The 12,813-nt window shown below is 37.6% G+C and carries 11 protein-coding genes; 9 read left to right on the forward strand and 2 right to left on the reverse strand.

All coding sequences use genetic code 11. The features are described from left to right. The first annotated feature begins 89 nt into the window (after positions 1-89). The 8 genes from QUD79_RS12630 (at position 90) to QUD79_RS12665 (ending at position 8,704) form a co-directional block, all read left to right on the forward strand. Entirely contained in the window at positions 90-1,046 is a 957-nt protein-coding gene (locus tag QUD79_RS12630) for an AAA family ATPase (protein WP_184421578.1), read from the forward strand. Positions 1,047-1,080: 34 nt separating this feature from the next. Then, the gene (locus QUD79_RS12635) at positions 1,081-2,088 is read left to right on the forward strand and encodes a DUF58 domain-containing protein (protein WP_246454851.1); all 1,008 of its coding nucleotides are present in this window, start codon (positions 1,081-1,083) and stop codon (positions 2,086-2,088) included. Further along, complete coding sequence (locus tag QUD79_RS12640) at positions 2,076-2,555, forward strand: DUF4381 domain-containing protein (RefSeq protein WP_184421575.1); 480 nt, start codon at positions 2,076-2,078, stop codon at positions 2,553-2,555. Before QUD79_RS12635 ends, QUD79_RS12640 begins: the two co-directional genes overlap by 13 nt. Continuing rightward, on the forward strand, positions 2,552-3,562 hold the full coding sequence (locus QUD79_RS12645) for a vWA domain-containing protein (protein WP_184421573.1): 1,011 nt from the start codon (positions 2,552-2,554) through the stop codon (positions 3,560-3,562). The genes QUD79_RS12640 and QUD79_RS12645 overlap by 4 nt, the downstream gene beginning before the upstream one ends. Beyond that, positions 3,559-5,403, forward strand: coding sequence for a vWA domain-containing protein (locus QUD79_RS12650; RefSeq protein WP_184421570.1), 1,845 nt, complete (start codon positions 3,559-3,561; stop codon positions 5,401-5,403). Before QUD79_RS12645 ends, QUD79_RS12650 begins: the two co-directional genes overlap by 4 nt. Continuing rightward, entirely contained in the window at positions 5,397-7,058 is a 1,662-nt protein-coding gene (locus QUD79_RS12655) for a BatD family protein (protein ID WP_286288486.1), read from the forward strand. Before QUD79_RS12650 ends, QUD79_RS12655 begins: the two co-directional genes overlap by 7 nt. A gap of 424 nt (positions 7,059-7,482) precedes the next feature. Beyond that, positions 7,483-7,998 (forward strand): sigma-70 family RNA polymerase sigma factor, encoded by a 516-nt coding sequence (locus QUD79_RS12660; protein ID WP_184421567.1) that lies wholly within the window; start codon positions 7,483-7,485, stop codon positions 7,996-7,998. After that, positions 7,991-8,704 (forward strand): DUF3379 family protein, encoded by a 714-nt coding sequence (locus QUD79_RS12665; RefSeq protein WP_184421565.1) that lies wholly within the window; start codon positions 7,991-7,993, stop codon positions 8,702-8,704. Before QUD79_RS12660 ends, QUD79_RS12665 begins: the two co-directional genes overlap by 8 nt. Positions 8,705-8,770: 66 nt before the next feature. On the opposite strand, the gene putP is transcribed toward QUD79_RS12665, so the two are convergent. Further along, positions 8,771-10,255, reverse strand: a complete 1,485-nt coding sequence (gene putP / locus QUD79_RS12670) for a sodium/proline symporter PutP (protein ID WP_184421562.1) — start codon at positions 10,253-10,255, stop codon at positions 8,771-8,773. 242 nt (positions 10,256-10,497) lie between these two features. Here putP and QUD79_RS12675 point away from each other — a divergent pair, with 242 nt between their 5' ends. After that, positions 10,498-11,718, forward strand: a complete 1,221-nt coding sequence (locus QUD79_RS12675; RefSeq protein WP_184421559.1) for an EAL and HDOD domain-containing protein — start codon at positions 10,498-10,500, stop codon at positions 11,716-11,718. 37 nt (positions 11,719-11,755) lie between these two features. Here QUD79_RS12675 and galE read toward each other — a convergent pair whose 3' ends face one another. Next, positions 11,756-12,766, reverse strand: coding sequence for a UDP-glucose 4-epimerase GalE (gene galE / locus QUD79_RS12680; RefSeq protein ID WP_184421556.1), 1,011 nt, complete (start codon positions 12,764-12,766; stop codon positions 11,756-11,758). Between the last annotated feature and the right edge of the window lie 47 nt (positions 12,767-12,813).

The following is a 12,813-nucleotide window of genomic DNA, read 5'->3' on the forward strand; positions in this document are numbered from 1 at the left end:
GGCAGTTGTTTTTTATTTGTTGAACCATATATCTAATGACAAGTCGAATAATTCGAATAACAATTTTAACCAAAAGTAACTAATTTATTATGGCTATTGAGCACTTTTCATCATTAAAAGAACATTTATCTGAACAAATTATTGGTCAACACGCTTTAGTAGAAAATTTACTAATCGCTTTATTAGCAAATGGTCACTTAATTGTAGAAGGTCCTCCGGGATTAGCAAAGACACGTGCGGTTAATGCGTTAGCTGAAGGAGTAGAAGCTGATTTTCATCGTATTCAGTTTACACCTGACTTATTACCAGCAGATTTAACCGGTACCGATATATACCGACCTGAAGATGGAACGTTTGTATTTCAATCCGGCCCTTTGTTTAGAAACTTAGTATTGGCAGATGAAATTAACCGTGCCCCAGCAAAAGTACAATCGGCACTTTTAGAAGCCATGGCCGAAGGGCAAATTACGGTTGGACGAAATACTTATAAATTACCTGAACTATTTCTCGTAATGGCAACACAGAACCCAATAGAGCAAGAAGGTACCTATCCGTTACCCGAAGCTCAGCTCGATCGCTTTTTAATGCATATTGAAATAGATTACCCAGATGCTGCCAGCGAATTACAAATTCTGAAGTTAAATAGAGGTGAGGCACTTAACAAACAAAAACAACATTTAAGCCAAATATCACAAAAAGATATTTTTTCTGCCCGCGAACAAGTATTAAATATTCATATGGCACCTGCTATAGAGCAGTATATTGTTGATTTAATAATGGCGACACGCCAACCTGAAAAGTATGATGACAAGTTAAAACAATGGCTAGCTTATGGTGCAAGCCCTAGAGCTACCATCGCACTTGATCGATGCTCTCGTGCAAGAGCTTGGTTACATGGCCGAGACTTTGTTGGGCCTGAAGATGTTCAAGCTGTATTTCATAACGTGTTGCGTCATCGTGTATTATTGACTTATCAAGCAGAAGCAGAGGGTATAAATAGCAATCAATTACTTGATCATATTCTAAGCCTTGTTGCTGTCGCCTAGTTGTGTTTTTTATTGATATATTTATCGAAATAATATGATGTGGTTTAATAAATCTGCGCAAATTGAAAATAATACCATTGCAAATACATTGACCGAGTTAGGTACTAATGGCGTTAATTTGTCGCTTGACGAACTAATGCGATACCAAAGTAAAAGTAGCTTAATCAATATAAAAGCAGTACGAAACCTACAGGGAAAGATGTCTGGTAACTACCTCGCACGCTCCAAAGGACGAGGTATGGAATTTGATGAAGTGCGTCATTACCAAACTGGTGACGACATTAGAGCAATCGACTGGCGTGTTACTGCCCGAACAGGTACAACACACACTAAGCTCTTTCGTGAGGAAATTGAAAGACCAGTGCAAATTATTACCGACCTCAGTCATAGTATGTTGTTTGGTTCAAAGTTATTATTTAAATCTGTACAAGCTGCACACATAGCAGCATTACTTGCATGGCATGCTAAAAGCAAAGGTGACCGCGTTGGTGGGATTGTTTTTAATCAAGCTTTACATACAGAATTAAAACCTCGTAGCCGTCAACAAGGTGTACTTCATTATTTAAATGCACTTATAAAAGTACACAAAGACAGCTTTATGAAACAGCAGTCTGAACACCAGAATACAAACTCAGATCTCTATTTTGAAGAAAACTGCTTGCGAGCTAGGCAAATAGCACTTCCTGGCAGTCTAGTGTACTTTATTACCGATGGGCATAACATTAATAACGAAGCTATTCGCCATTTAGCAAATATATCTAAACACTGTGAATTAGTTATGTGTTTACTTTCAGATCCGCTTGAGCACGAACTTCCAGAATGTAAAAGCCAATTAAATGTGAGTATTACTGATGGCAAAAACCGACAACAACTTACCTTAGGCGATAATAGAACCGCTGAATTTTATCGTTATAAGGCTGAACTCTATAATAAAGAAATAGCGCAAGCACTAACAAAAGCGGGTGCAAGATTAATGCATTTCAGTGCCGGCTGCTCAATTGAAAACCAGTTAAAAGATGGGGTTGCCTCATGGACCCGTTAGCCCAACTTAAAGATATTCATATTCCCGCAGAAGTTCATAACTATCCTGTTGCTTATGGTTGGTGGATTTTACTCGCTGTCATTATTGTTTTAGTGGCTATATGCGTTAGCGCCTTGAAAAAACACAAGCGAAAAGTACAAGCAAAACGCGCTGCAATAAAACATTTATCAGGCCCTATTACCAACAATGATGAAATATTAACAACGCTAAAATGGGCGGCAACACACTATTTTCCAAGAGATGCTATTGCCCAACTTTATGGCAAAGAACTTAATGATTTCATGTTAAAACAGCTCCCTGAAAAATATCACCAGAAATTTAACCAGCTTGCTGAACCAGGACTAAATAGTCGTTATAAAGTTAATGAGAAAGTACTAGATAAAGACTTACTACAAGCCGCACTACTCTGGCTCAAGCATGCGCTTCCTGCTAATAATGGACAAAAAATAGGTGAGGAGATGTCATGATAAGTTTTGGATTTATCTGGGCATTAGTGCTGATCCCTTTACCTCTGCTTATTTACTGGCTACCAGCAAAGTCTTATAAGGAACCTGCTTCACTCAAAATGCCAACATTAGTACCTGGTATTAAAACACAAACAGTAAACAATAGCCGTAGAAAAACACCACTATGGTTATTAGCCATTCTTTGGTTATTAATTGTATTTTCAGCCAGCCAGCCACAGTGGTTGGGCGATGCCATCAGTATACCTACTGAAGGAAGAGAAATGATGCTAGCCGTTGACCTTTCTGGCAGTATGCAAGTTGAAGACATGAACTTAAATGGTAGTACAGTCAACCGACTAGTAATGCTAAAGTCATTATTGGGCGACTTTATCGGAAGGCGTGTGGGTGATCGACTTGGTTTAATACTATTTGCCGATGATGCCTATATGCAAACACCTATGACCTACGATCGTAACACCGTACAGCAAATGTTAGACGAAGCCGTTTTGGGGTTAGTGGGTAAACAAACAGCTATTGGTGATGCAATAGCGCTAGCTGTTAAACGCTTTGATGAAAAAAAAGAATCGAATCGTGTTTTATTATTACTAACCGATGGACAAAATACCGCTGGTAAAATAACGCCCGAACAAGCATTAGAACTTGCTGTTGCTAAAGAGATCACTATTTATACAGTAGGCATAGGGGCTGATGTAATGATTCAAAAGTCACTTTTTGGAGCAAGAAGAGTGAACCCTTCTAGCGATTTAGATGAAGACTCTCTCAAGCGTATGGCTGAACAAACCAATGGCCAGTACTTTCGAGCACGTAGCAGTGAAGACATGAGCCAAATTTATCAACTGCTTGACCAATTAGAGCCAGTAGAACAAGACCAACAGCAAATGCGTCCACTAACTGCATTATTTTATTATCCTTTAGCACTCGCACTTTGCTTGGCTTTTGCTTATATTTTTTGGTTAAGTGCCGCCCAAAAATTTCGTTTTAAAAACCATCAGGAGGATTTAATATGATTGCTGATTTTCATTTTATTCGTCCATGGTGGTTATTGGCTATTATTGTATTGATTATTGCTATACAACTACTAAAGAAATATCGACTTAGTCAATCAGGCTGGCAACAATTACTACCCAAACATTTAGCTAGTGAGCTTATTGATAATAAACAAACTAACAAACAACTGTCTTTAACGCTTCCGTTTATTATCGGTATATTAATAATTACCGCACTAGCAGGTCCTACATGGAAAAAGCTGCCTCAGCCTGTGTATCAAGTTGCTCGTGGCTCTGTTCTTGTTATGGATATGTCTTACTCAATGTATGCCACTGATATTGCACCAAATCGCTTAACGCGCGCCCGTTATAAAGCAATTGACTTACTTGAGCGTTTAAATGAAGGTGAAATTGGATTAATTGCCTATGCCGGTGACGCTTTTGTTATTAGCCCGTTAACTGAAGACATTAATAATATAAACCTATTATTGCCCTCGCTCAGTCCAGACTTAATGCCTGAACTTGGCAGCAACCCTTACGCGGCGCTATCACTTGCTAACGAAATGCTTAACAATGCAGGTCATCTAAGTGGTGATATCTATTGGTTTACCGACGGTATTGATAATGCCGATATTCAAGATATTACGCAATGGTCGAGAAATCATCCACACCGTTTAAATATCCTTGGTATTGGCACCCAAGCAGGCGCTCCAATAAAGTTAACCAACGGCGAACTAATGAAAGACGATAGTGGCGCTATTATTATACCCAAGTTAACCGTATCCGCGCTTCAAGGTGTTGCACAACGAGGCAATGGTAATTTTTCTACACTTGCTACTGACGATAGTGATATAAAGAAGCTTTTACATCAACCTCTTAACCGAGATAAAGAAAAGAAGTCTGATAATACTAAAAATAATGGTGACCAATGGCAGGAATTTGGCCCCTATCTGCTTTTATTGGTTATCCCGCTAATACTTGGCTATTTTAGACGAGGGAGTTTATTAGCTATCATACCTTTTTGCTTTTTCCTCACGCCAACTCAAAAGGCACATGCCAGTCTTTGGAATGATTTATGGAAAACAAAGGATCAACAAGGTCAGCAACACTTCAAGGCACAAGAATATCAGCAAGCTGCTGAAAAGTTTATAGATCCTATGTGGCAAGGTAGTGCAGCATTCAAAGCAGGAAACTATGAAGAGGCGCTAAGTGCTTTCCAAAAAGTTGATACGCCAGCCTCGTTATACAACCAAGGAAATACACACGCTAAACTACAACAGTTTGAACAAGCAATTGACGCTTACAATAAAGTATTAGCACAGCAGCCTAATAATGAAGATGCAAAAGCCAACAAAGCATTGATTGAACAATTAATGAAACAGCAGGAGCAGCAAGAAAAAAATCAAGATCAACAAGACAATGATGATCAAGAAGGTAACGATCAACAAAGTGATCAAAACCAAAAAGATAACGAGCAAGGTAATCAAGCAGATAATTCTGAAAAAGACTCAGCTAAAAATGACAATCAAGCGTCACAAGATAACTCACAAAATGCGGAACAAAATAAAGAAGATCCGCAACAAGCTGATCAAGAACCAAACGCTGCAGACAAATCGGAACAAGAGCAAAAAAACCAGCAGCAAGAAATAAGTCAAAAGCCTGAAAACGAAGAACCGCCTACAGAACAAAAAGCGGCAAACATAGCACAGGCACAACTTGATAAAGAAACTGAACAAAAGCATCAACAGATTTTAAACAAAGTAACTGATGATCCATATATGTTATTACGTAATAAAATGCAGCTTGAGTATCAAAAACGACGTCAAAGTTCAAGCCAATCAGGAGTTAAGAAAAAGTGGTAAAACGTATTTTTTGTCTTTTAAGTTTTCTTATTTGTTTAGAAGCAAACGCGTTGACTGAAGTGATTGCCTCAGTCGATAAAAACCCGGTAATTATGAATGAATCCTTCGTGTTAACCATTACCGCAGATGACGACGTAGACTCGAATGCCCTCGATACCAGTGCATTACTCAATGACTTCGTTGTAGGGCGTACTTCAGTGAGCTCCCAAACAAGTATGGTTAACTTTAACACCTCACGTTTAACAAAGTGGACTACCGTTTTAATTGCTAAAAAAGAAGGCACTTATACGATCCCTGCTTTTAGTATTGAAGGGCAAAAAACAAAGCCAATCACTTTAACCGTAGTATCACCATCAAACTCAACAGTTAGTGGACAACAAGACTTATTTATTACCAATGATATATCTTCTAATGAAGTATTTGTTCAGCAACAACTCACCTTAAAAGTTAAGCTACACTTCTCTGCGGAGCTTAAACGAGGAAGCTTAAGTGAACCATCGTTAGCAGGAGCAAGTATTGCTCAAATCGGTAAAGATATAGAAAATGAAACCATTATAAATGGTCGTCGTTACCGTGTTATTGAACGAACTTATGCAATTAGTCCGCAACAAAGTGGTGAGTTTACCATTAAGTCTCCGGTTTTTTCTGGCGAAGTAATGCAACCCTCTACCCGCCGCAGTAACTTTTTAAGCTTCGCTGAAACAAAGCCAGTCAGTGTCATTGGTGAAGAAATTTCTATTTCAGTAAAACCTATCCCTATAGATTATCAAGGCGTATGGCTCCCCAGTGAGTTAATTGCACTTCATCAAGAATGGCAACCTAGTCCTGAAGACTTTAAAGCAGGAGAGCCAATCACTCGCGTCTTAACACTAACTGCGGCTGGCTTATCGAAAGATCAATTACCCCTGATAGATATGGAAATGCCTGCAGGACTTAAAGTTTATCCAGATCAAGCAGAATTACATACTGGCATTAATAATAATCGCCTTGTTAGCCAAAAAGTAAGAAACTTTGCGATCGTTGCCAGTAAGCCTGGTACTTATCTATTGCCCGAAATTAGTATTCCATGGTGGAATACTAAAACTAACAGAATTGAGCATGCCACAATACCAGCAGAGCGCATTACTATAGCCCCTAACGCAGAAGCAACTTCAAACATTACACCAAGCAAACCTTCTACTGATGCACTAACACCTTTAGCTCAGCCATCACCCACAACAATAATTATTGAGAAATCGCCATGGTTACAATGGTTATTTCTAGGCCTTTGGTTATTAACCTGTGTTGCTTGGTGGATTTCTGCTAAAAGAAATCGTTTGTTAAAAACACCTAAAACATTACCTCGTAAATCTAATGATATCTATCTAGCCTTGCTAGCTGCTGCAAAGAAAAAAGATACAAAAGCAACAATTGAGTTAATCATACCTTGGTATAACCAATTGACTTCAAAACAATTGTCAACACTATCTGACGTTAGCCAACACGTTAATAATATAGAGTTTGAGCAAGCTATCTCAGAATTACAACAATCTGCTTATGGTAAAACACCAAGTGAATACAATAGTGATAAACTATTAAACCTTATACAAACTATTAACAAAAATAATATTTCATCAACTAAACCCACACACACCGAGTTCACCTTGAATCCATAGGCCGAGCTAATAACTACTACTAACTGCTACGCTTAGTATGTTTTAAAAACGCTATGCTATACCATTCCGTATAAAGGGGAGAACACCTTCTTTTACGGATTGGTATTAGTCTGTTTAACTTTGGGTTATAAACGTTTGATGTAATAATACCAATCTCACTAATTATGTGATCATTTCTACTGGTTAAAACAATCAACTACTGCGTTATTTATTTTATAATTAGAACAACTAGTTATGAAAATAAATGCCTTGTATTTGACTGTTTTCACTGCGTATAAAATAGGTCACTTAATTAATGAAACTGGTATAACTTTACATACTCCTGTCAGAGAATATTTAAATTAATAAAAATTAAATCGACGAAGCGAAATTTAAATCAGCTAGCACAGGTCTTTTAATTTATAGCAAGGCAACGCAAAAATTTATGGCCTCAAAACAAACGCGATACGAAGCATTAGTTAATGCGCTACATGGTGATATCTTTCGCTATGCATACTGGCTTACGCATGATAAACACATAGCTGAAGATTTAGTCCAAGAAACTTTTTTAAGAGCATGGAGAGCTCTAGACTCTCTCAAAGATGAACAAGCAGCTAAGTCTTGGTTAATTACTATTCTACGTCGTGAAAATGCAAGAAGGTTTGAACGAAAACGTTTAGATATGAGTGACTATGAAGAATCTGCAATTACTGATACTCAAACACTCGGGCATGAACAAGAGATTGAGAACCATTGGCTAAGAGAAAAAATAGCAAAAATGCCTGAAGAGTATCGAGAACCATTAGTATTACAGGTGATTGGAGGGTTTAGCGGTGAAGAAATTGCCCAACTACTTACGCTTAACAAAAATACCGTTATGACGCGTCTATATAGGGCTCGTATGCAATTAAAAGATGCACTTGAACAAGAACCAGACAGAAGGGGTCAATATAATGGATGATTTGCGATTTAGACGCAGCTTGTTTGCAGATCCAACCAATGATGATGATGAGCAATTAACCGCCCTATCAGCAGACCCTGCAAAAAAGAAACTCGCGCAAGAAGTAAACGCACTGGATGAGAAAATTTTCAGCGCCCTTAATGTGCCAGTACCTGATGGTCTAGCGCAAAAATTACTACTTAAACAAACGCTAGCAAGCCATCAGCATAAAAAGCGAAAGACCCGTATACAATTTGCTTTAGCCGCGTCAGTAATGCTAACCCTTGGTGTAACCTTTAGTTTAATGCAATTTTCCCATGCCTATAAATCGATTAGTGATTATGCACTTGCCCATGTTGCTCACGAGGAAAAATTTTTTAACAACAATGACATCGCCCGAGTAAACTTAGTAAATTTAAATCAAAAAATGGCATCATTTAATGCGACCTTTACTGATGACTTAGGGGAGTTAATTGCAGCTAACTTTTGCAAGTTTGACGGGATTAAAAGTTTACATTTAGTTTTCAAAGGAAAAACCAGCCCTATTACTATATTTGTTGTACCTAATAATGAATATTTAAACTTAAATAACCACTTTGAAAGTGAAACAATGCAAGGGTTGGTAAGTACTTACAAAAATAATAACGTTATTATTGTAGGTAATAAAAGCGAGCCATTGAAAAATTGGCAAGCAAAAATCAATCAAAAAATACGTTGGTCTACTTAAAATTAAAATAAAAAGCCCCGTTATAATAATACTATAACGGGGCTAGTAGCTCAGTACTTATACTTTTTAATGATGCTCTAAAACACGTTCAAAAGTTGCTTCCATTTCCGCATCTGGTTTATAAGTTAATTTACTCACAATAACCACGGTTAAGAATGATAAAATAAACCCAGGCACAATCTCGTATAACGTTGAGCTTAGAGACTGGCCATTAATTGTAAATGGCGCATAAATCCAAAATAAAACGGTTAGCGCTCCAACAATCATTCCAGCTAATGCACCGTTTCTATTCATTTTCTTCCAATGAAGACTTAAAATAACAACAGGTCCAAATGCAGCCCCAAAGCCTGCCCAAGCATTACTAACAAGTGTTAAAATAGAGCTATTCCGATCAAAGGCTAGCATTACAGCAACAACCGCCACTAACAACACCGATAAGCGACCAACGCGTACTAATTGTTTTTCTGAAGCTGACTTATTGAAGAATGCTTGGTAGAAGTCACCTGTTAATGAGCTTGAAGTAACTAATAACTGTGAAGATATTGTACTCATAATTGCAGCTAATATTGCGGCTAATAAAAAGCCGGCAATAAATGGATGAAATAATAACTGGGATAATAAAATAAATATCGTTTCAGCGTCATTAAGTGAAGCCCCAGTTTTTGCAATATAGGCAATACCGACAAAACCAGTAGCTACTGCGCCACAGATAGACACTATCATCCAGCTCATGCCTATTCTTCTTGCTGTTGGTATGTCTTTAATTGAACGAATCGCCATAAACCGCACAATAATATGTGGTTGGCCGAAATAACCTAAGCCCCAAGCCATTGCAGATAAAATACCAATAAAACCAACGCCATTAAATAAGTGAAGTAAGGTAGGATCTATTTGTTCAACACTTTGTTGTACTGCCCCAATTCCGCCTATATCAAATATAGCAACAACCGGTACTAATACTAAGGCGACAAACATAATACAGCCCTGTACAAAATCAGTTAAACTCACTGCTAAAAAGCCACCAAAAAGCGTATAAAGAACAACAACCCCAGCAGTGATATAAAGCCCTAAATTGTAATCTAAGCCAAACGAACTCTCGAAAAGCTTACCGCCAGCAACAACACCTGAAGATGTATAAAGCGTAAAAAAGATAATAATAACAACAGAAGAAACCAGTCGTAACATTCTACTACGATCTTTAAAGCGATTTTCAAAATAGTCAGGCAAAGTAATAGAGTTGTTAGCTACTTCTGTATAAGTTCTTAGCCTTGGCGCTACGATTAAATAATTTAAATAAGCACCGGCTACCAAGCCAACAGCTATCCAAGTACTACTTAAGCCGGTTAAGTACATTGCACCGGGCAATCCCATTAACATCCAACCGCTCATGTCTGAGGCACCAGCAGAAAGCGCGGTAACACCGGGACTTAAGTTTCGACCGCCAAGCATAAATCCTGCAACGTCACTTGTGGATTTGTTATAAGCGTACCAGCCTATACCGAGCATAGTGATAAAATAAAGTGCTAAAGCAATAAATGTAGCAAGGGTCAATGAAACCTCCTAAACAATAACTACAATAACATTATTAGTATTAATAATGTTATTACAGTAAATAAAAGAAATAAGTGTAAACTAAACGCTATAATAATGAAAACTGGCTTTTTACTTAGCCAAGTAAATAGTCATAACAATACCAGTAAAATAGATATATTGATAAGATGAAAGATAAAAATTAATGGAATTAACTCTCTTTTTGAAATATATTAAAAAAGTTAAAATAATCAGGATGCTATATGTATTTTTATGCCGCTCGACAGCCCATTTTAGATCAAAACAAAAACCTTTATGCCTATGAGCTTTTATTTCGCGATAGCATAAACAACGTTTTTCCTAATGTAGATGGTGATGTCGCAACGAGTAAAATGGTTGAGGCTAGCCAGTTTAATGTTGGTGTTAGCGATTTTACTGGTAATAAACCTGCATTTATTAACTTTACCCAAGAAACTATCGCACAAGGTTATCCTACAATGCTAACACCTCAAGAGGTGGTAGTAGAAGTTTTAGAAACAGAGAAACCAGGTAAGCGCTTACTTGCACTCATTAAAGACCTACATGAAAAAGGTTATACCATTGCGCTAGATGATTATCAGCACCAAAGTGTTTGGGCTCATTTCTTTCCATTTATCCATATTATAAAAATATGTTGGCGTGGCACTACACAAGAAGAAATGCAGGTGATCAAGGACGCTATTATAAAGTTCCCTCACATAAAATTACTTGCAGAGAAAGTAGAGACCTATGAAGAATATGATCAAGCTAAAGCATTAGGCTGTGAATTATTTCAAGGTTATTTCTTTGCTAAACCTGAAATGATGAAGACAAAGCAGCTTTCACCTTCACAAATGGCAATGGCTGAGCTTCTTTATGAAACATCAAAACCTGAACTAGACTTAGTTAGTATAACCTCGGTCTTTGAACGTGATGTATCTCTATCCTATAAATTATTGCGCTACGCGAATTCCCCTATATTTAGACGACGAGCTGAAATATCAACAATAAAACAAGCGCTTGTTACGTTAGGCGCGGGGGAATTAAAACGATTTCTAGGATTAATGTTTGCTACAAATATTAATCCTGACAAACCAACCGAGCTTATTAATTTAGCTATGGCTAGAGCAAAATTTTGCGAATTAACCGCAAGTGACCTAAAAACTAAGATAGACACTTCTTCTGCATTTTTAACCGGTTTATTATCAATGATTGATGCGATTCTTGATGAAAGCATAGAGAATGTATTAGAAAAACTCCCTCTTGCTCAAGAAATTAAAGACACTTTACTAACGAAGAAAGGTCCAGTTGCAGCACTTATAACACTTGTAACACTAATAGAACGTGCACAGTGGGATAAAACAGGGATTGTCATAGATAAGTTAGGTATTAAGAAGGAAAGCGTCATTAAACACTATAATGACGCATTAGCATGGGCTGATGAACAATCTCAGCATGTGGAATAAGTGTAAAAAGGTCTCTACCGATTATTAGTATAGACCTTTATTCAAAACCATTCGGGTTACTTGATTGCCAGCGCCATGTATCACTTATCATGGTGTGTATATCACGCTCTGCTCGCCACGATAATAAATTAAAAGCTAATTCTGCATTCGCAAAAACAGTGCCAATATCACCCGTACGGCGTGGTTTAATGTCATAAGGAATGACGCTACCACTGACCGAACGAAAACTTTCAACAATTTCTAATACCGAGGTACCATTACCCGTGCCTAAATTAATAGGCTGACAACCTTTAATGTTATCAATGCTCTCTAACGCTTTAACATGCCCTAGCGCTAAATCAACCACATGAATATAATCTCTAACTCCAGTGCCATCTATGGTGTCATAGTCGTCACCAAATACTTGTAGCTTGGGTAAGCGTCCAATTGCAACCTGAGCAACATAAGGCAACAAATTGTTTGGAATACCATTAGGATTTTCCCCAATAAGCCCAGATGAGTGTGCTCCAATAGGGTTAAAGTAACGCAAACAAGCAATCGACCATTGAGGGTCGCTTTTAGCGAGATCAAACAAGATATGCTCGATCATTAACTTTGTTTGACCATAAGGATTAATTGCCGATGTTGGCATAGTTTCAATTAAAGGCGAGACATTATTTTCACCATAAACCGTTGCTGATGAGCTAAACACTAACTTTTTAACATTGTGCTCTGCCATTACTTGTAACAAGGTAATAGTACCAGCAACATTATTCTGGTAATACATTAGCGGTATGTCGTTAGATTCCCCAACTGCTTTTAAGCCAGCAAAATGAATTACTGAGCTAATTTTATGAGCTGAAAATAATTGCTTCATTGCATCACGGTCGCAAATGTCTGCTTTGATAAAAGTGACTGTCTTACCTGTAATTTGTTTAATGCGATCAAACACTAAAACATTTGCATTAGATAGGTTGTCAACAATAATTATATCGTCGGTTAATGCTAATAATTCCACCACCGTGTGACTACCAATATAACCTGCCCCACCTGTTATTAATACGCTCATAACTATTCGTCCTTTCTCTACAACTTATCAACCGAGTATTAGCAGAA

This window comes from Thalassotalea piscium, assembly GCF_030295935.1.
In the GTDB taxonomy this organism is placed as follows: domain Bacteria; phylum Pseudomonadota; class Gammaproteobacteria; order Enterobacterales; family Alteromonadaceae; genus Thalassotalea_B; species Thalassotalea_B piscium.

What these genes read in the sequence shown, in the direction of transcription:
- QUD79_RS12665 (WP_184421565.1), top strand. Translation starts at nt 7,991, where the DNA reads ATGGATGATTTGCGATTTAGACGCAGCTTGTTTGCAGATCCAACCAAT.
- QUD79_RS12630 (WP_184421578.1), top strand. Translation starts at nt 90, where the DNA reads ATGGCTATTGAGCACTTTTCATCATTAAAAGAACATTTATCTGAACAA.
- QUD79_RS12640 (WP_184421575.1), top strand. Translation starts at nt 2,076, where the DNA reads ATGGACCCGTTAGCCCAACTTAAAGATATTCATATTCCCGCAGAAGTT.
- QUD79_RS12635 (WP_246454851.1), top strand. Translation starts at nt 1,081, where the DNA reads ATGATGTGGTTTAATAAATCTGCGCAAATTGAAAATAATACCATTGCA.
- QUD79_RS12645 (WP_184421573.1), top strand. Translation starts at nt 2,552, where the DNA reads ATGATAAGTTTTGGATTTATCTGGGCATTAGTGCTGATCCCTTTACCT.
- QUD79_RS12675 (WP_184421559.1), top strand. Translation starts at nt 10,498, where the DNA reads ATGTATTTTTATGCCGCTCGACAGCCCATTTTAGATCAAAACAAAAAC.
- QUD79_RS12660 (WP_184421567.1), top strand. Translation starts at nt 7,483, where the DNA reads ATGGCCTCAAAACAAACGCGATACGAAGCATTAGTTAATGCGCTACAT.
- QUD79_RS12650 (WP_184421570.1), top strand. Translation starts at nt 3,559, where the DNA reads ATGATTGCTGATTTTCATTTTATTCGTCCATGGTGGTTATTGGCTATT.
- galE (WP_184421556.1), bottom strand. Translation starts at nt 12,766, where the DNA reads ATGAGCGTATTAATAACAGGTGGGGCAGGTTATATTGGTAGTCACACG.